Genomic DNA, 23946 nt, shown 5'->3' with positions numbered 1-23946 from the left:
GGAAGAAAAATCACACAACCACATTTGACAGAGAACCAGACTTTATAGAGCGAACTAGCGTAGCAGAAGAAATAAGCGAGACCTCCTACAGTAAGACGGGCGATCTAGACCCCATTAGCGGGCTTTTCGAGGAGGCCCAGGCGTTCGTCTGAGTATTACCTCTGTGGCTTAAGTATAATCGCAATTTGATGGAATGAGCCTTTCGATGAAGAGAAGGTGGAAGGAGAAATTACAACAGGACATTTGCCAGAGAATCGAAATTGATAAAGACTTTTGTCACGATTACGTGTAAATCGCTGTTGAGTATATCTTCCTCATTTCCTCTTTTATCCATAAGATACAGGGACTTTATCCATGACTAAATATTACAAATACAGAGTATAATTACCTTTTTTTGCTATTTTATCTAGCCACGGATGGAAGGTTTTAGTAATATCATTGTAACTTCTTAAGAAAAATCAGAAAAATACCTAAAGGAGGTGAAACGAGCGTTTTTATTAAAAAAATAGGAAAGGGGAAATATCATTGAGGCCAAAAAGAGGAAAGATGAAATGGCTCAGCATTTCTTTGATCGCTTTTTTGGTATTACAACTTTTTACTTACACCACTGTCTCTGCACAGGGCTCCTCAGCAAATCTTTCCATCAAGGATAACCCACACATAACGAACAAAATCAGTAAGGATTTAACTGATTCCTTTCAGAAAAAGAAAGAAGTTACTTACCTAGTAAAGATGAAGGATCAGGCAGACACCACTAAAGCTGCCAAAAACGCATCGACCAATGCGCAAAAAAATGATTCTTCATTAACTGCCTCACAAATCAAACGAATCAAAACATCAGCAGTCGTCACAGAACTAAAATCAACAGCTTTAGAATCACAGCAATCGTTACAAACTTACCTGAATCGTGCAGAACAGGAAGGAGAAGTCTCCTCTTTTCACTCTTATTACATTGTCAATGCGATGGCGGTAACAAGTAATGAGAAAGTGATGAAAGAAATTGCCGCGATGCCCGAGGTGGAAAAAGTTCTTCCGAACCGGGTGAGAAAGCTGGCACCTGCTGCACAAGAAGCGGTAAAAGAAATGAAACGGGCAAAGGAAACGGATGCTGTCGAATGGAATATCAGCCGGATTGGAGCTCCTGAAGTGTGGGAGGAAATGGGGATTGACGGATCTGGTGTTGTCATCGCCAATATCGACACTGGTGTTCAGTGGGATCATCCAGCACTGCAGCATCAATATCGTGGTTTCGATGCTTCCAATCCGGACCAGACGGATCATGAACTGAATTGGTTTGACGCTACAGCTGGCCAGGAAACACCTTACGATGATCAGGGCCACGGCACACATACCATGGGTACGATGGTTGGTGTTGATGAAGGTGGAACCAACCAAATAGGTGTTGCTCCTGGGGCGAAATGGATGGCCGTAAAAGCATTTACCGCTGCAGGTGGTACGGATGCTGACTTACTGGAGGCGGGTGAATGGATACTTGCTCCGGTCGATTCAGACGGAACTTCTCATCCGGAAGCAGCGCCTGATATAGTGAACAACTCTTGGGGCGGTGGTCCAGGATTGGATGAATGGTATCGTCCGATGGTTCAGAATTGGATTAGCGCAGGTATCGTTCCAGTTTTCTCAGCCGGTAATGACGGACCAGGAGATGGAACCATCGCTGCGCCGGCGAATTATCCAGAGGTCATCGCGGTAGCCGCTACCGATTCAAATGATGGATTGGCCAGCTTTTCTTCTCGAGGGCCCTCTCCATATGACGGAGAAATAAAGCCGGATATCGCTGCACCTGGTGTGAACATTCGTTCTTCTGTACCAGGCAGCAATTACGAGAGCGGATGGAACGGAACTTCTATGGCCGCACCAGGCGTTGCAGCTACTGCAGCCTTGTTACTACAGGCTGATAGTTCCTTATCCGTAGGAGATGTAAGAGAGATTCTGCAAGAAACGGCAGATACAACCACAAGCGACCAATACCCTGAGGATCCGAATGAAGGATTTGGCAACGGCATTGTCAATGCATTCAATGCTGTATCCGCTGTGGTCAGCGGAGTTGGTGAAATCACTGGCAATGTTTACAAAGATGGTGAAGATAACGAAGAGCCAGTTATCGAACATGAAGCGCCAGCGGAAACATACGAAGGCGTGCCGCTGTCACTCGTGGCAGAAGTGAGCGATAATGTCAGTGTTGGCTCGGTCGAACTGAAATATCGCCTTGACGGCGGTAACTGGGAAACGGTCACAACGGAGTTGATTCGAGGTGATTATACAGCTGGTACGTATCAAGCAGTGATTCCTGGTGATGCAATCGGTGGTGACATGCTGGAATACAAATGGGCTGTTTCTGACTTTGGAGAAAATGATGTGGAATCCGAGGTCTATCAAGTTGCCATTAAAGAAGCAATCTCTACTGGCTATGAGGAAGACTTTGAAACAAACCCGGTAGGATGGCTGTCCTTTGGGGAGAACAATTCTTGGCAATGGGGTGTACCGGAGTCAGGGCCAGAGGAAGCGGCATCTGGAGAAAAGGTATATGGTACAAATCTGACCGGGGACTATGACAATAATGCTAATATGACGTTAGTAATGCCGCCGGTGGAAGTACCGGAAGGGGAAACGTTCCTTCAATTTAAAACATGGTTCAATTTGGAAAACAATTATGATTATGGTCATGTGGTAGTATCGACTGACATGGAAAACTGGGACCAATTGGAGGAATTTAACGGTACGACAGACAGTTGGTCTGCTACCGAAATTGACCTTTCCGACTATGCCGGACAGCAGGTCTTCGTAGGTTTCCATGTTGATACGGATTTCAGCGTAGTTCGTGAAGGATGGTATATTGACGATGTCGAATTGTCTGATCAGGCAGAGAGTTCTACTGCTTCCCTTCATAAAAGTAAAACGGAGAAAGTACTAGCAGGTATGCAAGTAAACGAAACCGCCGATAAGAAGGTAGAGAAGAAAAAGAAAGTCAACCCTAAAAAGCTTTCACCTTCAAAAGTGAAAGATGTGACGGCACCACAGTTGGCTAAAGGGGAAACGGATGAGCAGTATCAGCCGAACCTGTTACCATTGGATGCAACTGTCACTGTACTGGAAACAGATCGTTCCGTAAACACAAATCCAGCTGATGGAAGTTTCCGTCTGCTGCATGGTGCAGGGGAATACACCCTTCAGGCGGATGCATATGGGTATTATGCCGAGGAACAGGCGGTTGATGTTCCGGAAGAAGGTTCTGTAGAAGCGAACTTCACGTTAAATCCGATTCCAACTGGAACCGTATCCGGCCAAGTAATTAATGAAGAAACTGGAGAACCGATCGAGGGTGCTACATTGATGGTTGTCGAGGATGCAGCTGTCGATCCTGTTGAAACAGACGGAGAAGGTTCTTACTCCATAGAAGCATACGAAGGTGATTATACGATTCGTGTAATGGCTCCTAACTTTCACGCTAAAGAAGTTTCTGTTTCCATTGAAGCAGATGAAACCACTGAGTTGACAATTGAAATGGATCCATTCATTGGATATCCGGGAGAAATCGGGTATGACGATGGAACGGCAGAGAATGCCCGTGCATTCTACGATGCTGGCAACGGCTGGGCTGTAAAAATGTCGCTGGCAGATGGACAGGAATCGGCCATGGTTACAGGCGGGCTTTTCCGATTCTGGACAGAAGATTGGCCGGTCCCGGGTGGTGAGGAGTTCCAAGTAGCTGTCTACGATGCCAGTGGTCCTGATGGATCTCCAGGCCAAAAGCTTGGCGGGCCATACGATGCTACAGCATTGCGAAACGGCGAATGGACGCACGTGGACTTAGCTGATAAAGGTATTTCTGTATCCGGGGATTTCTATATGGTCTATATTCAAACCCAGCCAAATCCAAACACGCCTGGATTAGGCACCGATGAAGATGGAGAAAACGCCGGAAGAAGCTGGCAGCTCGTGGACGGGGGTTGGAGTCCAACACCTGAATCTGAAGGAAATTATATGATTCGGGCATTGGTGAATTACGCAGCCGAAGCACCAGTTATTGAATCACCGTCTAATAACAGTTATACAAACGAAGAAGTCGTGACGGTTACTGGAAGTGCTGCTCCGGCTACGACTTTAACTGTCTATAACAATGAAGAAGAAGCAGCAGTAACAGAAGTTGGGGAAGATGGAACGTTCTCAGCTGAAGTGACGCTTGAATCAGGAGCGAACTCTCTGACAGCTGTTTCGTCAACCGACAATGGTTCTACGGATCCTTCAGATCCTGTTGTCATCACACTAGATCAACAGAAGCCAGGAATAACCATCACCTCGCCGGAAGATGGAGAAAAAACAAATAAAGAAGTAGTGAATGTAACTGGCGAAGTAGAGGAAATTAACCTTGATAAAATCTTGGTCAACGGTCAGAAAGCCGACGTCGGAGAAGATGGGGCGTTTTCCAAGCGAATTCTCTTGGATGAAGGCGAGAATGAAATTAAAGTTCGGGCGGTTGACAAGGCTGGCAATGCCCGTGTTAAAACAATCACCATTGATGCAAAATTGACCGCACCGGAGATCAGCAACGTTACACCAGAAGAAGATGTCACTCTTCAAGCAGGTGAAACGGTGAAGATCGAATTTGATTCCGAGGCAGATTTGGATGCCACGTTCTACATTAAGATGCCTTTAACCAATTTATCCAACAATGCAACGGAACTTCCGATGACGGAAACGGAAGACGGGCATTATGTTGGTTACTGGACAGCGACTTCCAACTTGATAGCGGAAGGAGCAGAAGTTGTAGTAAAAGTCGGCGATGATTATGGTAATGTTAGCGAAGCAGCAGCCAAAGGAAAACTGTTTATAAACCCGGAAGACTAAGCTTTTACCTCCCCCTATTATCGTATAAATAGCTCGGCCTCTTAGTGCAGATCCACTAAGGGGCTGCCTTTTTATTATCTGGGGAGTTAAGCATCTAGCAGAAGAGGATATATGGATTAATTCTCCGGTGATGCAGACGCCATAGCAAGTTTTACTGTTTCTATAAAATTTTTAAAAAAAAGCTTGTCAAAATCGTTAATACCAATTATAATCATATTCGTGCTTAAGAAAGAGGTCAGCCGTCAGGTTATAGAAAACATAAAAAAATAAAATTTACTCTTTACAAGTACTATGATTTTGAGTTATAATAGTATCTGTCAGTTTGAAAGAAACAATTACTGGCCCGTTGGTCAAGTGGTTAAGACACCGCCCTTTCACGGCGGTAACACGGGTTCGAATCCCGTACGGGTCACCATATANTGTCTCAACGAGAGACCCGGTGAAATTATACTATGCGTGAAGATGCGCATTACCCGCGACAGGACGGAAAGACCCCGTGGAGCTTTACTGTAGCCTGATATTGAATGTTGGTACAGCTTGTACAGGATAGGTGGGAGCCTTAGAAACCGGAGCGCTAGCTTCGGTGGAGGCGCCGGTGGGATACCACCCTGGCTGTACGGACCTTCTAACCCAGGACCGTGATCCGGTCCGGAGACAGTGTCAGGTGGGCAGTTTGACTGGGGCGGTCGCCTCCCAAAGAGTAACGGAGGCGCCCAAAGGTTCCCTCAGAATGGTTGGAAATCATTCGCAGAGTGTAAAGGCAGAAGGGAGCTTGACTGCGAGACCTACAAGTCGAGCAGGGACGAAAGTCGGGCTTAGTGATCCGGCGGTGCCGTATGGAAGGGCCGTCGCTCAACGGATAAAAGCTACCCCGGGGATAACAGGCTTATCTCCCCCAAGAGTCCACATCGACGGGGAGGTTTGGCACCTCGATGTCGGCTCATCGCATCCTGGGGCTGTAGTCGGTCCCAAGGGTTGGGCTGTTCGCCCATTAAAGCGGTACGCGAGCTGGGTTCAGAACGTCGTGAGACAGTTCGGTCCCTATCCGTCGTGGGCGTTGGAAGTTTGAGAGGAGCTGTCCTTAGTACGAGAGGACCGGGATGGACACACCGCTGGTGTACCAGTTGTTCCGCCAGGAGCATAGCTGGGTAGCTACGTGTGGAAGGGATAAGTGCTGAAAGCATCTAAGCATGAAGCCCCCCTCTAGATGAGACTTCCCATCATTTCAAATGAGTAAGATCCCTCAGAGACGATGAGGTTGATAGGTCCGAGGTGGAAGCGTGGTGACACGTGCAGCTGACGGATACTAATCGATCGAGGACTTAACTTAAAACAAAAAGCGGAGACGACCGTTAAGGTCCGACTGGATAAGTAAGACCGCGACAAGGCTGGGTTTCAGCCTTGTAGAGGAATTGCTTATACAGCGAGGACTTGGGAGTCGGAGCTGGATTAAAACAAAAAGCGTCGCGAGCATCTAGCCCGCAGAGCTGGATTAAAAAAACGTGCCAATGTTCGTTGAATGTCTTCCCTCTTATCTAGTTTTGAAGGAACAAGTCATATAGGAAAACAAAAAAAGGCTTGCTTTTTCGCCTTAATGTTTATATAATATATCTTGTCCTTAAAATTACATAATGTCTGGTGGCAATAGCGGAGAGGTCACACCTGTTCCCATGCCGAACACAGAAGTTAAGCTCTCCAGCGCCCATGGTAGTTGGGGCTTTGCCCCTGCGAGAGTAGGACGCCGCCAGGCATTTAATTTTTGTTGGAGGATTAGCTCAGCTGGGAGAGCACCTGCCTTACAAGCAGGGGGTCGCAGGTTCGAGCCCTGCATCCTCCACCATTTGCCGGCCTAGCTCAATTGGTAGAGCAACTGACTTGTAATCAGTAGGTTGGGGGTTCAAGTCCTCTGGCCGGCACCAGTTTTTATTTGAATAACAAGCTTTCTAAAGTTTATAATAGGGTTGAAAATACATGGAGGGATAGCGAAGTTGGCCAAACGCGGCGGACTGTAAATCCGCTCCCATCGGGTTCGTAGGTTCGAGTCCTACTCCCTCCACCATTTACAACTTGTGAAAAATGAAAAAAGTGCGAGCATATGGCACTGATTTTGTTTTTAATGGGCTATAGCCAAGCGGTAAGGCATCGGGTTTTGATCCCGTGATTCGCTGGTTCGAATCCAGCTAGCCCAGCCATTTTCTTTTTAAAAAGAATAGTTTTGAGCCATTAGCTCAGTTGGTAGAGCATCTGACTTTTAATCAGAGGGTCGGAGGTTCGAGCCCTCCATGGCTCATCAAAAAGTTTTCAAAAGGACTAGCCTGGAATCCAGAGTCCTCCATGTCTTACTTTATTGCCATTAAATTTTGCGGATGTGGCGGAATTGGCAGACGCGCTAGAATCAGGCTCTAGTGTCTTCGGACGTGGGGGTTCAAGTCCCTCCATCCGCATCTAATGCGGAAGTAGTTCAGTGGTAGAACACCACCTTGCCAAGGTGGGGGTCGCGGGTTCGAATCCCGTCTTCCGCTCCAATAGGGGGCCTTAGCTCAGCTGGGAGAGCGCCTGCTTTGCACGCAGGAGGTCAGCGGTTCGATCCCGCTAGGCTCCATCTTTACCAAAAGAGAGTGAAATTGCTGTTTGACAGTGGTTTCACTCTTTTTTTATGCTTTTTCACATATAGGCGGTAACTCCCCCTTAAACCATTCACCAAAGTCCTTCCCTTCGTATGGAAGATTCGCATCCTACTAATCCGTATATATATACAGTTTTTTGTTCAGTTGAGTCATTCCTGTTTCTTTGACTAAAATGAGTATAGGGAGAACCGAAATTTTTGTTCCGATAAAATGAAAGCGGATGCTTAAGCTTCGGAGGACGACCAATTGGGAGGGGGAAGTATTGTGGTTAACAAGCAGATATCGATTATAGGTGTACCAATGGATTTGGGGCAAAACAGGCGAGGAGTCGATATGGGGCCAAGTGCCATGCGTTATGCAGGGGTAATCGAAACGTTGGAGGCCTTGCATTTTCAAATTGAAGATTTGGGGGATATCAAAATCTCCCGTCCGAGTCGGGGTGCAGAGCAATTGCAAGACAACTTGCGGAATTTAAGCCAGGTTGCCGAAGGAAATGAACTGCTTGCCAAACAGGTGGATAAAGCTGTGGCCACCGGTAAGTTTCCGTTAGTATTGGGTGGGGACCATAGTATAGCTATTGGTAGTCTGGCCGGTATAGCCAAGCATTACGAAAACCTTGGGGTCATCTGGTATGATGCGCACGGAGATTTAAACACGGCAGAGACGTCGCCGTCGGGAAACATTCACGGCATGCCGCTGGCCGTGAACCTTGGCTTGGGTCATGAACGTCTAACCAGTATATTAGGCTATCAGCCAAAACTAAAACCGGAAAACATTGTTATTATCGGCGCGCGTTCTTTGGATGAAGGAGAAAAAGAACTCATCCGGGAAAAAGGCGTCAAGGTATATACGATGCATGAAGTGGATCGAATGGGAATGTCTGCTGTAATTACGGAAGTGATTGATTATTTGAAGGAACGCACTGACGGCGTACATCTCAGTCTGGATTTAGATGGACTTGACCCAGGAGACGCGCCTGGTGTCGGCACCCCAGTCATTGGAGGATTAAGCTATCGGGAAAGTCATTTGGCTATGGAAATGCTTGCAGAAACAGATATGATCACTTCTGCTGAGTTTGTAGAAGTCAATCCTATTCTGGATGAAAAAAATAAAACAGCCGTAATAGCTGTCGGGTTGATGGGTTCTCTATTTGGAGAAAAATTAAAGTAGTTTTAAAGTTGTGGCCCTAGCTGAAAAGCGGGGTTTTTTGTTTGTGTAAAATGGGTTATACTTTCTCGTATTCATTTAGCCAGTAATCAAGCCGGGTGCTGGCAGAAACCACTGCCTCGGAGGTAAGCTCTTTTTGACGGGACAATTCGAGCATTTCTGTGCGACATGTTTCAATTTTTTCCAACAAATACAATTTAATATCCATACCTTCCTCCTGAACTGATATAATGTAGTTGTTATTATTTACCCGGTTTAATAGACCTATAAACACTTTTTTGATTTTTTATCATTTTTTTTGATAAAAAAATATATAGAAAATATGAAACCTCAAATGTCTGTCACTCGTATAGGTAGTGACCGCAAATGTAGCGGAGGTATTTAGAAATGGATATGATGATAAAGCAAAAAATTAAGCAGGTAAAAAAAGGAGACCAATCAGCATTTGAGGATGTCGTTTCCTTTTATCAAAATAAAGTATACCAAATATGTTACCGTATGTTGGGTAACAGTCACGAAGCAGAAGATATAGCACAAGAAGCTTTTATTCGCGCCTATGTTAATATCCATACCTTTGACGAAAGACGAAAATTTTCTACCTGGTTGTATCGGATCGCGACCAACTTGTCGATTGACAGAATACGGAAGAAAAAGCCTGATTATTTTCTGGATGCTGAAGTAAAAGGTACAGATGGATTGGATATGTATTCGCAATTGCCCGCAGAACAAGCATTACCCGAAGAAGAAGTGGAAAGCCTGGAACTGCAGAGTTATATTCAACAGGAAATCATGGCGCTTCCGCCCAAGTACCGGGGAGTGATTGCCTTGAGGTATCTCGATGAATTGTCTTTACAAGAGATTAGTGAGATATTGGATATTCCGATGGGGACGGTTAAAACGAGGATTCATCGAGGCAGGGAAGCACTGAGAAAACGGCTTCGCCACGTGTAAAGGAGTGTGAATACAGATGAGCTGCGATAAAGAAATTGTTAACCTCATGCATATATATCTAGACGGAAACTTATCTAAGGAACAAGAAAATAAGCTACGCCACCACTTGCAGTCCTGTGAAGCGTGTCAGAAGCATTTCCACGAGTTAAAAAGGACGGTTACGATGCTTAAAAGCGGTAGTGAAATTCAGGCGCCAGCCGGTTTTACAGCAAAGGTGATGGAAAGTCTGCCAAAGGAGAAAAAACGGGTTGGCTATATGCGCTGGTTCAGAGCCCACCCGATTATAACGGCAGCCGCGATATTCTTTTTGTTTATGTTTAGCGGGATTTTCTCTGCCTGGAACCAGGATGGACAGTTGTCCGTTTCTAAACAACAGAATTTAATTATCAAGGATGATACAGTCATTGTCCCAGAAGATGTGGTAGTAGATGGGGATTTGGTTGTGAAAAACGGAGATTTGAAAATAGAGGGTGAAGTAAACGGTGACGTGGTGATCATCAATGGCGATCACCTCATGGCTTCTGCCGGACAGGTTTCCGGCGACCTAAAAGAAGTTAATCAAGTGTTTGATTGGATTTGGTATCACATCAAGGATATCGCAAAAAGTGTATTTTCGTGGAAGGATTGATGAACCAAACCTTTGCCGTTCTTGTCCGGCAAAGGTTTTATATTATCCAAAAGAAGGAAATACAAACATGTAAGAGCGATTATTGAATAAAGTATAGATATGATATAATAAAATAGCTTGTCCGGAGGGATGGTACTTGAGAATTCCAGTGACAGGGATTAAAATGCAAGTACATAGCGTTATCAATCAACAGATAGGAAGAAGATTTCATGCATAGAAGGACGTGGAAACATGTTTGATGGGGGACTCGACGTACTTGGGTTACTAAGAATCGGAATAGATATTGCCCTTGTCTGGTATGTTTTATATAAATTGATCATGTTAATCAGAGGCACCAAGGCCATTCAGTTGTTAAAGGGTATCTTTGTTGTGCTCGGAATTTGGTTTTTGAGCAGTGAGAGCGTACTTGACTTGAGAACCGTCAATTGGTTGATGTGGCAGGCGATCACCTGGGGGTTCCTGGGCATCATTATCCTGTTTCAGCCAGAGTTGCGACGTGCGTTGGAGCAACTGGGACGGGGGAGCTTTTTTTCACGGAACACGACTTCCGAGGAGGAATTGCTAAAGCGGAATATCGACGCCATTGTAAAATCATGCAATTATATGGCAAAACGAAGAATCGGTGCTCTTATAACCATTGAAAGGGAAACCCCAATGGGAGATTACGTAGAAACAGGGATCCCGATCAATGGGAGACTCACGAATGAATTGTTGACGAATATCTTTATTCCTAACACGCCTTTACACGATGGGGCTGTCATTTTGAAAAATGAACAAATCATCGCTGCTGCTTGTTATTTACCACTATCGGAAAACCCCTTTATTTCAAAGGAATTGGGGACGAGACATAGAGCTGCCATGGGTATCAGCGAGGTTACCGATGCGTTGACCGTGGTGGTATCGGAAGAAACCGGCCAAATCTCTTGTACGAAAAACGGTGAACTGCACCGGGATTTGGATCAGGAGAAACTGATTGAAATGCTTCAACAAGAACTGGATATTACGGCAAAATCCCCTATGGCAAAAAGCTGGAACTGGAGGGGGAAGAAGAATGGATAATTGGCTGAAAAGCCCCTGGGTCATCCGGGGATTGTCATTGGCTATGGCGATATTGTTATTCACGGCAGTAAGGCTGGACGATAATATAGCACCGGCAGATGACTCGAAAACCTTCATTCCAAGTGGTTCAGAACAGATAGAAACGATGAACAATGTACCGGTAAATATTGAAATTGAAGAAGACAGTTATGTCGTAAGCGGTGTCCCCCAAACCGTCAATATGAGTGTGGAAGGGCCGAATAGTTCTATAACCCCTTTAGTGAGACAAAGACCATTTGAGGTTTTTGTTGACCTGCAGGGACTTGAACCGGGGACCCATAATGTCGAAATCCAATATTCCGGCATCCCGAGTGATATTAACGTCGATATGGAGCCAAAGACTGCTGAAGTGACCATTGAGGACCGGGCTACAGAGTCATTCCCCGTTAATGTAGATTATATCAATCCAAGTCAATTAGCCGATGGATTTGAAATCGGCAATGCTTCTGCAGAACCTGAGACGGTGGAAATTACCAGTTCGCAATCAGAGGTCGACAAGGTTGCAGTCGTAAAAGCATACGTCGATTTGAAGGATGTCGATAAGCCGATTGAATCTAGAGAAGTTCCGGTGAAGGTCTATGACAGCCAGGGTAATGAACTAAGCGTCCGGGTAGAGCCGGAAACGGTAGAGGTATCTGTCGATATCAACAGTCCAAATAAAGAAGTACCTGTCGAGACGGTGACCAGGGGTGAGTTGCCGGATGGCTACGCGATCAAATCGATGGAAGTAGAACCTAGCGATGTCAAAGTGTATGCTTCTGAGGAAAACCTGGCAAACATAGAGCAGGTTGAAACCGAGGAAATTGACCTTTCCAAGATTACGGAAGCGACTACAATGGAGGTAAGTCTGGCTGCGAATTCAGAAATACGCCTGCTGGAGCCAGAACAGGTCCAAGTCAAGATTGAACTAGAGCGTACAGAAAAAACAAGCGTTGAAAACATTCCAATCGATGTACGCAATCTTCCGGAGAATGCGACAATAACCTTTGTTGAACCGGAGGAAGAGGAAATGGATTTAACAGCTCTTGGAACAGAAGAAGAGCTTGAAGGGGTTTCAGCTAGCGATTTTCAACTAACCATTGATGCCGGGGATCTGGCTGAGGGGGAGCATGAGCTGCCAGTTAGTATTAGCGGTCCCGACGGAATAGCAGTCGAGCCAGAATTTGAAGAAGTAACCGTCCAGATAGAATGATATTTAACGTGAAGGTATATAAAGGAGAGGTACATCATGGGAAAATATTTCGGAACAGATGGAGTCAGAGGAATAGCAAACCAAGAACTTACGCCAGAACTAGCCTTTAAATTAGGCCGCTTTGGCGGCTATGTTCTGACAAAAGGAAAAAACAAGCCCAAGATTTTAATCGGCCGGGATACACGGGTTTCCGGTAATATGTTGGAAAACGCGCTTTCCGCCGGGTTGTTGTCGATTGGTGCAGAAGTAATGCGGCTGGGAATTATTTCGACTCCCGGGGTAGCCTTTTTGACAAAAGCGCTCAGTGCAGAAGCAGGCGTTATGATTTCTGCCTCCCATAACCCGGTACAGGATAATGGTATCAAGTTTTTCGGTCCGGATGGGTTCAAACTATCGGATGAACAAGAACGGGAAATTGAATCACTGATGGATCAGGAAGAAGACGACTTACCACGTCCGGTTGGAGGAGATATCGGACAAGTCAATGATTATTTTGAAGGCGGCCAGAAGTATATCCAATACTTGAAACAGTCTGTGGACAATGACTTTGAAGGGCTTCATATCGCCCTGGATTGTGCCAATGGGGCAACTTCTTCCCTTGCTTCCCATCTTTTTGCCGATTTGGAAGCTGATATATCATCCATTGGAACGTCTCCGGACGGCTTGAACATTAACGAAGGCGTCGGTTCTACCCATCCCGAAACCCTGCGTGATTTTGTGCTGGAAAGACAAGCGGATATCGGGCTCGCATTTGACGGCGATGGCGACCGATTGATTGCGATCGACGAGCTGGGTAATATCATCGATGGCGATCAAATCATGTATATTTGTGGCAAGTATTTCAACGACAAGGGTTTGTTGCGTCATAATACGGTGGTTTCGACCGTGATGAGCAATATCGGTTTTTATAAAGCGCTGGAAAAACACGGAATGAAAAGTGATAAAACGGCAGTGGGAGACCGCTACGTAATGGAGGAAATGCGAAAAGGCGGATATAACTTAGGTGGAGAACAGTCCGGGCACATCATTTTCCTTGATTATAATACAACGGGAGATGGAATGCTGACGGCACTCCAGCTAGTCAATGTCCTGAAGGAAACGGGCAAGCCGCTGTCCCAACTTGCTTCCGAAATGGAAAAGTTCCCGCAGGTATTGAAAAATGTGAAGGTAGTCGATAAAAATGAAGCCTTGGTCCACACGACGATTCAAGGTGAAATCGAAAAAGTCGAAAATGAGTTAGGAAGCAATGGCCGTGTATTGGTCCGTCCTTCTGGCACGGAACCTTTGGTACGCGTCATGGTTGAAGCACCGACCAAAGAGGATTGTGAAAAATATGTGGATCAGGTGGCGAATGTAATCGACCAAGTGCTCGGTTTGCGCGAGTAAAACCGAGGCAGCAACGAGCCCTAAGAATACGATATGCATAAAGCGGCACTTCTTTCCCGTTTTATGCATATTTTATGTTATCCGGATAAAAAGAACTATTGCCAGTCCGTTTCTTTTACAGTAAAATAAAAAGTATTCTGGCTCTATTTCAGGTTTAACTGCTTTTCTGACAGGTTAAACAGTTAGGGCATGGATGCTTCATTCAAAAAGGAAGGAGGATCGATGTAAGAATTTATAAAGCGCCTGGGCTATTTTCCGGACGGAGGAAAATAGTTGACGAGGAGGAGGTTTATCGAGCACTCGGCGGATGCCTCCCGGTTGCACACATCTCAACCGTCATGTTTTTGTGCCGAAACCAAAGAGGCGACTCTTTGTACAAGGACAAAAACAAGATGCTTCTACTACTAATAAGTTTTTACGGGAAAGGGGCAAACGAAACGCCCCGAAAATCATCATAAGGAATCAGTCGCCCTTTCGGAACTGCTGTCTTTGCCATTAGACAAAAACAGCGGATTTCCACTGGAGACTTTTTCTGCTGGTCGTTTGTTTGCCCCTTATATACAAGGAGGATAACAACGATATGTGTGGAATTGTAGGTTATATTGGAAACAACGATACAAAGGAAGTACTTTTAAACGGCTTGGAAAAACTGGAATACCGTGGATATGATTCTGCGGGGATCGCCACATTGAACGACGAGGGCATCAACCTTTTCAAGGTAAAAGGACGGATTGCAGCTTTGCGTTCCAAAGTGGAGACAGATGACAGCTTTGCTACAATGGGGATCGGGCATACACGCTGGGCTACGCATGGTGCCCCTAGTGAAGAGAATGCTCATCCACATCAAAGCACATCGAAACGCTTTACGATTGTTCACAACGGCGTAATCGAAAATTATCAGGACGTCCGTAAAGAATACTTGAGCAATGTAACGCTTCATAGTGAGACAGATACCGAAATCATCGTTCAGTTGATTGAAACGTTTTATAACGAGCTTGGCAATGTGGTTCAGGCTTTCCGCAAGGCGATCGCTTTGTTGAAAGGTTCCTATGCAGTGGCTTTGATCGACGCTGAAGATCAAGAAACCATCTATGTTGCAAAAAACAAAAGCCCATTATTGGTAGGGCTTGGCGATGGTTTCAACGTGGTGGCCAGCGATTCGATGGCAACACTGCAAGTTACCGATCGATACATGGAGCTGGAAGACAAAGAAATCATCATTGTTTCCAGAGACAATGTCGAGTTGCAAAAACTAGATGGTACCGTTGTGGAACGGGAGCCATTCACAGTTGAAATCGACGCGACTGATATCGAAAAGGGGACATATCCTCATTTCATGTTGAAGGAAATCGATGAACAGCCATTTGTTATGCGGAAAATCATTCAGGAATACCAGGATGAAAACGATGAAATCAAGCTGGATGAGCAGGTGCGAAAAGCAATGCTTGAGGCCGACCGTGTCTATATCATTGCTGCAGGTACCAGCTTTCATGCAGGCCTTGTAGGCAAACAGTTCTTAGAGAATATTGCCAACGTTCCGGTCGAAGTGCATATTGCTAGTGAATTTTCATATAACATGCCGTTACTTTCTGAAAAGCCTTTGTTTGTATTTATATCCCAGAGCGGTGAAACAGCAGACAGCCGTTCTGTATTGGTAAAAATAAAAGAATTAGGACACCCGTCATTAACGTTGACAAACGTACCGGGGTCCACCCTTTCTCGTGAAGCAGATTATACGCTGCACCTGCACGCAGGTCCGGAAATCGCCGTGGCTTCCACAAAAGCCTACACAGCTCAGATTGCGGTACTTGCAATTCTGGCAGTGGATACAGGAAAAGCCAAAGGATTGCCTTTCGACTTTGACCCACTACAGGAATTGGCTATTGTGGCAAACGCAATGGAAGGTTTGACCGACCAAAAAGAAGTAATCGAAGAAATTGCCAAAGACTTCTTCACAGAATCGCGCAATGCCTTTTATATCGGCAGGGGAATCGACTACTTTGTTGTTCAGGAAGCTTCCCTCAAGCTGAAGGAAATTTCCTATATCCAGGCGGAAGGCTTCGCCGGTGGCGAGCTGAAGCACGGAACCATTGCCCTGATTGAAGAAGGAACACCTGTCATTGCCCTGGCTACCCAGGAAAGCGTCAATTTATCTATTAGAGGTAACGTACAGGAAGTCGCAGCACGCGGCGCAAAAACATGTGTGATCAGCATGAAAGGCTTGGAACAGGAAGGCGACACCATGGTGCTTCCTCACGTTCATGAACTGCTTACACCGCTGGTGAGCGTTGTTCCGATGCAGCTGCTTGCTTACTACGCTGCATTGCACCGTGACTGTGATGTTGATAAGCCGCGTAATCTGGCTAAGAGTGTGACAGTAGAGTAATTGGGAATAGAAAGCAGATTTTTTGCGTAAAACCAATCAGAACTGGGAGCGTACCTTTTGTACGCCTCCCGGTTCTTTTTTATTCGGGGTGAGGCTGAAAAAAACATCCTCGTTTCCTAATCCTCATTTTAACTCTGTAAAATTAAATTTAGTTTAATAACATTCCGCTGCTCATTTTAGCCTGGTTTCTGTGAGAAATAGCGGTTAACTTTTTGAAAAATAGTTAAATAGAAAGGGGATATTTTACGGGTGAAATGGGGTCGCTTCAATTTATTTTAAGGTTGACCGAAAATATATGTTAAAATTTATGAGTAATCGTTTAAATGCTAGGGGAATGGCGAATTTCCTTATCTCTTATGGAAGTCGGAAAGTGGTTATAACAGATTGGAGTTGTAAAAGTGAAGAATGGTAGAGCTTTTATCGTAATATCTTTATTAGCCGTTGTGCTGGTCGTATTTACTGGTTGTGATAGCTCATCTGAAGCGTCTGGATCAATTACGGACAATCAATCACAAACGAATCAAGTATCTCATAGCACAGATGAATCCTCTAACAATTCATCTAGTGATAGTTCGTCAGCCACACCAGAGAATGAGGATAAAAAACAAATAAGTGATTCACCAGATGGTACTGACACCTCCGATTCCACGAATCGAGAAGATATTTCAAAAGAAGACTTATCTAGTGATGATACGACAGTGAATCTGAAGGAAGAGTATCTCGCAAAATTAAAGGATGCTAAAAAAGAAACGGAAGCAATCGAAGCACAAGATACGTCAACATACGCTTTGAAAAAAGTAGAAAATGATAGATGGGATATTTGGGATGAGTTGTTGAATGAAATTTATGGAGTTCTAAAGGAGCAACTGTCACCAGAAGAGATGGATCGATTAAGAGAAGAACAACGGAATTGGATAAAATTTAGAGATGAACGTGCATTAGAAGCATCGCTAAAATATAAAGGTGGTACGCAAGAGCACTTAGAATATGTAGCTGTGCTTGCAAACCTTACAGAAGAAAGATGCTTTGAATTAGTTGAAGGCTACATGCAATAATTTCTTAGCTTGCGAGAAAGAGTTCTTTCTTCGAGAAATGCTTTAATAAATGGGAAACTAATAAACACGTTCCGATAAAATTACCCAAAAGGCTGAAAAATGAGCCTTGAAATAGGTGGTTTCCCCAATCACTATTTTCACTAGTCCCAATGACTCTTTTTATGGAAATAAATTAATGTATTCCGCAAATGAAAACTGGTATGATAAAATGTGCTTTATAAACATGGTTACACTGTAAAAATAAAAACAGTATCCGTGTTTTTTACTTTTTTTGGAATTGAGGTGGGGAATATGGCAATGGATACAGAAGACCTTGCTCGGGCTACGGGCAACAAGGATATCAATAAACTGGAATTCAGGGGAGGCGCCTTTGGTGCAGCTGTCCCTTTATTGTTTTTTGTCATTTGGGCGATTACGACAAGTGTGCTGCAATTATCCTCGGAGATTGGTCTTGTACTGGGATCAGTTATCGGTTTAACACTCGGGCTTTTGCTTAGTAAAAGTAAATGGGAGGACTATGCACAAGGATTATTCGATGGGCTAGCCCAGCCGATCGGTGTTATTGCGATGATAGCATGGTTTTATGCCGGGATGTTTGCGCAGGTTTTGCAGACTGGCGGTTTGGTCGAAGGGCTGGTATGGATCGGTGCAGTTACCGGCTTGACGGGAGGGCTATTTGTCGCTTTGACCTTTTTGCTGGCAGCAGTGTTCTCCACTGCAGTTGGAACCGGATATGGTACTACGGTTGCTTTTTGTACATTGATGTATCCGGCAGGGATTGCGACAGAAGCAGATCCTGTTATGCTGTTCGCCGCTATTTTGGCAGGAGCTGTATTTGGTGACAATCTAGCACCTGTGTCGGACACGACAATCGTATCCGCTACTACACAGGAAGCCGATGTTCCTGGGGTAGTCCGCAGCAGATTTAAATATGCTATCGCTGCTGCCATTCCAACGATACTGCTGTTTGCAATATTTGGAGGCGGTGAGGCTGTTTCTGCTGATGAAACGGCACGTGCGGCAATGCTTGATTCTGCGGATCCTAAAGGACTGTTAATGCTCGTTCCGTTTGCTCTCGTTTTAATTCTAGCTTTATCCGGCCATCATTTAATCACGTCGTTGACATGGGGCATCATTGCTTCCATACCACTGATTGTATTCATGAACCTGGGAACTTTTGGTGATATTATACGTTTTAATCCAGATTCTGATGCAATCGTTGAGGGTGCTCTTATCAATGGTATCACTGGCTATGTAAACATGGCGATTTTAATTTTGCTGATCGTGGCAGCTGCTCATTTACTTCGCTTGGGCGGAACCATGGATGTGATCACCAATGCATTGGTAAAATGGATCAAAACGTCAATCCGGAAAGCGGAATTTTCCATTTGGTCGATTGTTGCCTTGATGAATAGTGCTATCACCATCAATACAGCTGCTGAAATTGCGGCTGCTCCCTTTGTAAAGGAACTGGGAGATAAATATCGTATCCATCGTTATCGAAGAGCAAACATGCTTGATGCAGTGACCTCTGCCCTCGGGTATATATTCCCTTGGGGAGCTCCCGTATTGTTGGGCTGGTCTACAATACAAATGATGCAGGAGACATATGACTGGCTGCCGGTAGTGGCACCTACATCTGTTTTCCCGTTTGTCTTCCAAGGGTGGATTTTAGTCATTATCATGCTGGTCGCTGCTCTTACCAGCTGGGGACTGCGATACGAAGGAAAAAATGGAGAAGAACTGAAAGAAGCCCCACGTGGTGAATAATGAATGATTCGAAGACGAGGCTGATTCTGTCTGCTTATGCAGGGAATCAGTCTCTTTTTATGTATCAAAAAAGAATAGGAAAAAGTAAATAGAAGAGAAGCAGGCCATTTCCTTCCCGTTTTGTTTTACTCCTTGCCATTCTCCTCGAAGCATTTTCAGCTATAATAAAAGAAAACAATGCCACAGCAAAGCACAGAATGACAGGAACATCGTTTGTTCAACTGCTAGTATGAGTATAAGGAGGGTGTTCTCATGGCATGGGTAGAATCGATTCAGAAGGCCATTGATTATATGGAAGCGCGTTTGCTTGAGCCAATCAGTCTGGAGGATATTGCCGGAGAGGCGCATGTTTCGGCTTTTCATTTTCAGCGGACTTTCACCATTTTGACAGAAATCTCTGTCGGAGAATATATACGGCGCCGGCGCCTGACACTGGCCGCGCAGGAATTGATGCAATCGAGCAACAAGGTGATCGATCTTGCCTATAAGTATGGCTATGACACTCCCGAGGCCTTTTCCAAGGCTTTTCGTAGACAGCATGGTATATCACCAAGTGAGGCGAGAAAGCATGCAGGAAAGCTGACATTCTATAACCGACTGACCATACAGGTGCAGTTGAAAGGAGTGGAACCAATGAAATATCGTTTGGAGGAAACGAAAGGTTTTCAAGTTGTTGGCAGGAAGCGTTCTTTTTCTGTTGTGAATGAGGAGAATTTGCGAGAAATTCCGAAGTTTTGGGACCAGGTTAACAAGGATGGAACAGATAAAGAGTTGTTCCAAATCAATAACGGTCCAATTGAAGGAGTGCTGGGTGTCTGTGTTGATAATAAAAATGAAAAGGAAACAATTGATTATTGGGTGGCAACAGCATTCGATGGTGATTATCCTTCTCAAGAATTCGAGCAACTGAACATTCCTGCTTCTAAGTGGGCTGTCTTTGAAGTGAGTGGGCCGATGCCAGAAGCCATGCAGAAAACATGGAGCAGGATTTTTTCCGAGTGGTTTCCGACCAGCGGTTATGATCATGCGGGAACCCCTGAATTGGAAGTGTACACAAGTGAAGATCCTGCCAGCCCGGACCTTTATTCAGAGGTCTGGATTCCTGTAAAATAAGAGAAACAGTAAGGGGGGATGGTCCTTGCAGAAAAAAATCAGGGATTATGGAATCAAAATCGGCAGCCTGGAACCCGGACGCCTCAATAAGATTACGGACGTAAGCGGGGTGATGGCCGGGCATGCCACCATCGATGACGGTCCATTGAAGACAGGGGTGACCGCAATCCTTCCGCATCAAGGCAATCTATTCACCAGCAAAGTAATAGGGACCACCCATGTATTGAACGGCTTCGGCAAATCGGTAGGCACGGTTCAAGTGGAAGAACTGGGAACAATAGAAACGCCAATTTTGCTGACTAACACGTTAAGTGTCGGAACGTGTACCACCAGTTTGATAGACTACATGTTAGAACAAAACCCGGAAATTGGCAGGTCGACTGGGACGGTGAATCCGGTTGTCGGTGAGTGTAATGATATGTATCTTAATGATATACGGGCGGGAGCCGTTCAAAATCGTCATGTTAGAGAAGCGCTTGCTTCAGCGACTGTCTCCTTTAAGGAGGGGGCAGTCGGCGCAGGAACCGGAATGAAATGCTTCGGGTTAAAAGGGGGAATCGGTTCTTCTTCCAGGGTGATTTCCTATCCGCATGGTTCTTACACAATCGGAGTTTTGACGCTGACCAACTTCGGATCATTGGAGCACTTCCGACTGAATGGACAGGAGGCAGGAAAGGCGATTCAAAATCGGTTGTCCGACCGTCGTGAAGAGCCGGATAAGGGCTCTGTTATCGTCGTGATGGCAACAGATTTACCAGTATCCTCCCGCCAGCTTAAGCGGATCATCAAAAGGACGGGAGTTGGTTTGAGCCGTTGCGGGTCCTATATTGGTAACGGAAGCGGTGATATCATGATTGGGTTTACCACTGCCAATCAAATCAAACACGAGTATGATGGACAACTTAATCGTTTCAGGGCCATCCACGAGGATGACATTGATCAGGCGTTTGTTGCTACGGCAGATGCAACAGAGGAGTCTGTTCTTAACTCGATGATTACAGCCGAAACCGTAACCGGCAGGGACGGAAATACGTTGTATTCGCTCCAAGAATTCATCGATGTCCTTTAAGTACCATCGATTGGCGAATGCAGTGCTAAGACAGTAACGTCAATCTACTTCCTCGAAAAGCATAGGAGGAAAAAACGCCGGAATTTATTCCGGCGTTTTTCTTATAGGAAGTCAGGATTGTTTCGCAGGAAGTTTTCCCAAGCCTTCTTCGTGCCTTCCTCCAGTTCATCCCGGGAAGCGCGTAGTCTTTTTTCAGAGGCGCCAAAGCCTATTTCCAAGTCGCCTTGCTTGATTCGGTTATACACGGAGTCGGCAAATTCATTCAAATCTGCGCCAAAGGTATGCTGCCCGGCTCCACCCAAATCTGTATTGACAGCAGGGGGCAGGACTTCTATTACTTCCGTTCCAGTCTCTGCTAACTGAAGCCGAAGAGAAATTGTAAAGGAATGGATAGCTGCTTTGGAAGCACTATAGACAGGCACCCATACACCAGGGGTAAACGCCAAACCGGAAGAAACGTTAATAATTCCTGATTTTTCCTTGTGGGCAAAATAGGGAGCAAACAACATCGATAAATGAATAGGACCATCGACGTTGATGGAAATCTCCTTTCGATAATCGGCCCAATGGTCGGCAGCTTGATGGAGGTTTGCACGTTGTTGAATTCCGGCATTATTAATTAAGACATTAACGTCAGGGAATTCCTTCTTAACCCACTCAAACAGGGCTGTACGGTCTGCTTCTTCGCCAACATCGCAGACGCTGGTGTGTAGGTGCGGGTGTTTTTGTTGTGCTTTTTTCAATTTTTCTTCATTCCTGCCGACGATGATGACCTTATTGTTGTCTTCTAAAAATCGTTGCGCCAAAGCTAAACCGATCCCTGAAGATCCGCCTGTAATTAAAATGGTATTCTGAGAAATATTCATATTTATAACCTCCCGAGATAGTCACGTTACTTGCTTATTGTAACCAATTCCAACAAGATGAATGGTTTCATGGATCACGTATCCCTCTTATGTAACAAAAAAAGGCTTTCCTATGATAGGAAAGCCTTTTGATTAAACAATTTATGCTTTAACAACGTTAGCTGCTTGAGGTCCGCGGTTGCCTTCTTCGATATCGAAAGAAACTGCTTGGCCTTCATCCAATGTTTTGAAGCCTTCGCCTTGAATGGCAGAGAAATGAACGAATACATCGTCGCCGCCTTCTACTTCAATAAAACCGAAACCTTTGTCTGCGTTAAACCATTTAACTGTACCGTTAGTCATAAAAAAATTCCTCCAAGTGCTTTTAGCACAATATATTACTATTCCTGCTCTATAAAATCATTCAAGACGATAATCGCTAAAAAGCTTTTTCTTCTTTCATTACAATCATACCGAACAACAATAATTGGATTAATTATAGCATGGCTGTGCGGATTATGCAAATAGGTATAAAGGACTGTTTTCAAATTATATCTACCGATTATTTTTGAATATTCTGATTTATCATTTGAAATTCGATAAGTATCGGTCTAAGATGAAAGAACAATGAATCAGGTTTAAGGAAACAGATAAAGAAACAGAACGGGAAGTGAAAGGATGCCGGAAGTTATCAAAGCAAAACAAATCATCTTTCAACGGGAAGGCAGGAAAATCTTACTAGAGGTGGATTGGCAAGTGTGTACCGGACAACATTGGGTGATATTGGGTTTGAATGGCTCGGGTAAAACTTCCTTATTGAAAATCGTGACAGGATACGAGTGGCCCACCCAAGGTACGGTGGATGTGCTGGGAAATCGATTTGGAAAGACCAACTTGCCTGAACTTCGCAAATCAATTGGCTGGGTCAGTTCCTCGCTTGATGAACAATTTTTCAGAAGGCCAACTGACACAGCGTTAGAGGTTGTGCTAAGCGGCAAGCATGCGTCCATCGGGATATATGAGGCGATTAATGATCAGGATGTTTGGCGGGCGGTAAATTTGCTCCGTCAATTTCAGGTAGCGGATTTTGCTGATCGTCCATTTGGAAATTTGTCACAAGGGGAAAAACGCCGGGTCATGATCGCGCGCGCTTTGATGCCGGAACCGGAAATGCTTATTCTGGATGAACCATGTAACGGATTGGATATTTATGCGAAAGAGCAATTATTGGCCGCGATACAAAAAATGGCCTTCCAGGAGGGCGGTCCAACACTGCTTTATGTTACCCATCAGCTGGAGGAAGTGATTCCGGCGATTTCCCATGCACTATTAATGAAGAAAGGCAATGTGGTTGCAGCTGGGGAAAAGAAAGAAACGCTGACATCCTCCTTGCTGTCCGAAACTTTTCAGATCCCTGTAGAAATCGAATGGAGAGAGTCGCGTCCATGGCTGCAAATCAAATCAACTTTATAAAAAGATTACCAGGAGCAGGTTAAACAGCCTGCTCCTTTTTACTTCTTAAAGATATAACCAAAGGGAAAGCAGAAAAAATAGGAAAACGAATGCGGCTTTTCCCAGAAATTTCACCTTGCTGCCTACTTCAAGCTTTCTTTCTGTGTAACGAATGTAGGCCGATAACATCATAAAGGCGAATAAAGAAAAGGCATGTCCAGTCTTATCATGATAAATGCTAATAAATCTTAGAGCTCCCAGTCCTGTCAGAAGGAGACCGGTATAGCCTAACCCCAAATAAAAATAAAGCGTTTTTCGTTCATTTTGCTCCATTCGCTCAA

The 23946-nt window shown here is 44.9% G+C and carries 17 protein-coding genes, 9 tRNA genes, 1 rRNA gene, 1 pseudogene and 1 other annotated feature; of the genes and pseudogenes, 24 read left to right on the top strand and 4 right to left on the bottom strand.

The annotated features are described in order from the left end of the window. The first annotated feature begins 546 nt into the window (after positions 1–546). The 12 genes from BN1067_RS03905 (at position 547) to rocF (ending at position 8663) form a co-directional block, all read left to right on the top strand. Positions 547–4866 carry a S8 family serine peptidase gene (locus tag BN1067_RS03905; protein WP_053217671.1) on the top strand — a complete coding sequence of 1440 codons (4320 nt, stop codon included), beginning with the start codon at positions 547–549 and terminating at the stop codon, positions 4864–4866. Positions 4867–5206: 340 nt separating this feature from the next. Beyond that, positions 5207–5281, top strand: a tRNA-Glu gene (locus BN1067_RS03900). Between the two features lie 33 nt (positions 5282–5314). Continuing rightward, positions 5315–6184 (top strand) — a sequence feature (23S ribosomal RNA rRNA prediction is too short). Between the two features lie 316 nt (positions 6185–6500). Next, positions 6501–6616: ribosomal RNA gene (rrf, locus tag BN1067_RS03895) — 5S ribosomal RNA — on the top strand. A 14-nt stretch (positions 6617–6630) separates the two neighbouring features. Then, positions 6631–6706 (top strand) — tRNA-Val (locus BN1067_RS03890). Between the two features lie 3 nt (positions 6707–6709). Further along, positions 6710–6785 (top strand) — tRNA-Thr (locus BN1067_RS03885). A 54-nt stretch (positions 6786–6839) separates the two neighbouring features. Next, positions 6840–6925: transfer RNA gene (locus tag BN1067_RS03880), tRNA-Tyr, on the top strand. 58 nt (positions 6926–6983) lie between these two features. Continuing rightward, positions 6984–7058, top strand: a tRNA-Gln gene (locus BN1067_RS03875). A 25-nt stretch (positions 7059–7083) separates the two neighbouring features. Beyond that, a tRNA-Lys gene (locus BN1067_RS03870) sits at positions 7084–7156 on the top strand. Between the two features lie 72 nt (positions 7157–7228). Further along, positions 7229–7310, top strand: a tRNA-Leu gene (locus BN1067_RS03865). 6 nt (positions 7311–7316) lie between these two features. After that, positions 7317–7391, top strand: a tRNA-Gly gene (locus tag BN1067_RS03860). 4 nt (positions 7392–7395) lie between these two features. Further along, positions 7396–7468, top strand: a tRNA-Ala gene (locus BN1067_RS03855). Positions 7469–7757: 289 nt separating this feature from the next. After that, positions 7758–8663 (top strand): arginase, encoded by a 906-nt coding sequence (gene rocF / locus BN1067_RS03850; RefSeq protein ID WP_267893595.1) that lies wholly within the window; start codon positions 7758–7760, stop codon positions 8661–8663. Positions 8664–8718: 55 nt separating this feature from the next. Here the strand turns inward: rocF and BN1067_RS03845 are convergent, their stop codons facing one another. Beyond that, positions 8719–8868 (bottom strand): aspartyl-phosphate phosphatase Spo0E family protein, encoded by a 150-nt coding sequence (locus BN1067_RS03845; protein ID WP_110943292.1) that lies wholly within the window; start codon positions 8866–8868, stop codon positions 8719–8721. A 179-nt stretch (positions 8869–9047) separates the two neighbouring features. On the opposite strand from BN1067_RS03845, the gene sigW reads away from it, so the two are divergent. The 11 genes and pseudogenes from sigW (at position 9048) to BN1067_RS03795 (ending at position 21308) form a co-directional block, all read left to right on the top strand. Continuing rightward, on the top strand, positions 9048–9611 hold the full coding sequence (sigW, locus tag BN1067_RS03840; RefSeq protein ID WP_053217579.1) for an RNA polymerase sigma factor SigW: 564 nt from the start codon (positions 9048–9050) through the stop codon (positions 9609–9611). A 16-nt stretch (positions 9612–9627) separates the two neighbouring features. Beyond that, positions 9628–9729, top strand: a pseudogene (locus tag BN1067_RS20480) (anti-sigma factor family protein); the annotation flags it as partial. Positions 9730–9774: 45 nt separating this feature from the next. Next, on the top strand, positions 9775–10239 hold the full coding sequence (locus BN1067_RS03835; RefSeq protein ID WP_324777811.1) for an anti-sigma factor: 465 nt from the start codon (positions 9775–9777) through the stop codon (positions 10237–10239). A gap of 231 nt (positions 10240–10470) precedes the next feature. Then, the gene (cdaA, locus tag BN1067_RS03830; RefSeq protein WP_053217577.1) at positions 10471–11298 is read left to right on the top strand and encodes a diadenylate cyclase CdaA; all 828 of its coding nucleotides are present in this window, start codon (positions 10471–10473) and stop codon (positions 11296–11298) included. Then, complete coding sequence (locus BN1067_RS03825; RefSeq protein ID WP_053217576.1) at positions 11291–12529, top strand: CdaR family protein; 1239 nt, start codon at positions 11291–11293, stop codon at positions 12527–12529. The genes cdaA and BN1067_RS03825 overlap by 8 nt, the downstream gene beginning before the upstream one ends. A 36-nt stretch (positions 12530–12565) precedes the next feature. Next, positions 12566–13915 carry a phosphoglucosamine mutase gene (gene glmM, locus BN1067_RS03820; RefSeq protein ID WP_053217575.1) on the top strand — a complete coding sequence of 450 codons (1350 nt, stop codon included), beginning with the start codon at positions 12566–12568 and terminating at the stop codon, positions 13913–13915. Between the two features lie 580 nt (positions 13916–14495). Then, positions 14496–16301, top strand: coding sequence for a glutamine--fructose-6-phosphate transaminase (isomerizing) (gene glmS / locus BN1067_RS03815; protein ID WP_053217574.1), 1806 nt, complete (start codon positions 14496–14498; stop codon positions 16299–16301). Positions 16302–16699: 398 nt separating this feature from the next. Beyond that, positions 16700–17356 (top strand): lysozyme inhibitor LprI family protein, encoded by a 657-nt coding sequence (locus tag BN1067_RS03810; RefSeq protein ID WP_053217573.1) that lies wholly within the window; start codon positions 16700–16702, stop codon positions 17354–17356. A 291-nt stretch (positions 17357–17647) separates the two neighbouring features. Further along, positions 17648–19126 (top strand): Na+/H+ antiporter NhaC family protein, encoded by a 1479-nt coding sequence (locus BN1067_RS03805; protein ID WP_053217572.1) that lies wholly within the window; start codon positions 17648–17650, stop codon positions 19124–19126. Positions 19127–19378: 252 nt separating this feature from the next. Beyond that, positions 19379–20239 carry an AraC family transcriptional regulator gene (locus BN1067_RS03800; protein WP_053217571.1) on the top strand — a complete coding sequence of 287 codons (861 nt, stop codon included), beginning with the start codon at positions 19379–19381 and terminating at the stop codon, positions 20237–20239. 25 nt (positions 20240–20264) lie between these two features. Continuing rightward, complete coding sequence (locus BN1067_RS03795) at positions 20265–21308, top strand: DmpA family aminopeptidase (protein ID WP_053217570.1); 1044 nt, start codon at positions 20265–20267, stop codon at positions 21306–21308. A gap of 101 nt (positions 21309–21409) precedes the next feature. On the opposite strand, the gene BN1067_RS03790 is transcribed toward BN1067_RS03795, so the two are convergent. Both BN1067_RS03790 and BN1067_RS03785 read right to left on the bottom strand, forming a co-directional pair. Continuing rightward, on the bottom strand, positions 21410–22174 hold the full coding sequence (locus tag BN1067_RS03790; protein WP_053217569.1) for an SDR family oxidoreductase: 765 nt from the start codon (positions 22172–22174) through the stop codon (positions 21410–21412). A gap of 141 nt (positions 22175–22315) precedes the next feature. After that, complete coding sequence (locus BN1067_RS03785) at positions 22316–22516, bottom strand: cold-shock protein (protein ID WP_053217568.1); 201 nt, start codon at positions 22514–22516, stop codon at positions 22316–22318. Between the two features lie 315 nt (positions 22517–22831). Here BN1067_RS03785 and BN1067_RS03780 point away from each other — a divergent pair, with 315 nt between their 5' ends. Then, positions 22832–23626: an ABC transporter ATP-binding protein gene (locus tag BN1067_RS03780; protein ID WP_053217567.1), complete on the top strand. Its 795-nt coding sequence runs from the start codon at positions 22832–22834 to the stop codon at positions 23624–23626. A 45-nt stretch (positions 23627–23671) separates the two neighbouring features. Here BN1067_RS03780 and BN1067_RS03775 read toward each other — a convergent pair whose 3' ends face one another. After that, positions 23672–23938, bottom strand: a complete 267-nt coding sequence (locus tag BN1067_RS03775) for a hypothetical protein (protein WP_053217566.1) — start codon at positions 23936–23938, stop codon at positions 23672–23674. Positions 23939–23946: the final 8 nt, after the last annotated feature.

It is taken from the genome of Virgibacillus senegalensis (genome assembly GCF_000821245.2).
Classification (GTDB): domain Bacteria; phylum Bacillota; class Bacilli; order Bacillales; family Amphibacillaceae; genus Sediminibacillus; species Sediminibacillus senegalensis.
The sequence above is the reverse complement of the archived record's forward strand: the minus strand, read 5'-3'. Positions and strand labels throughout refer to the sequence as shown.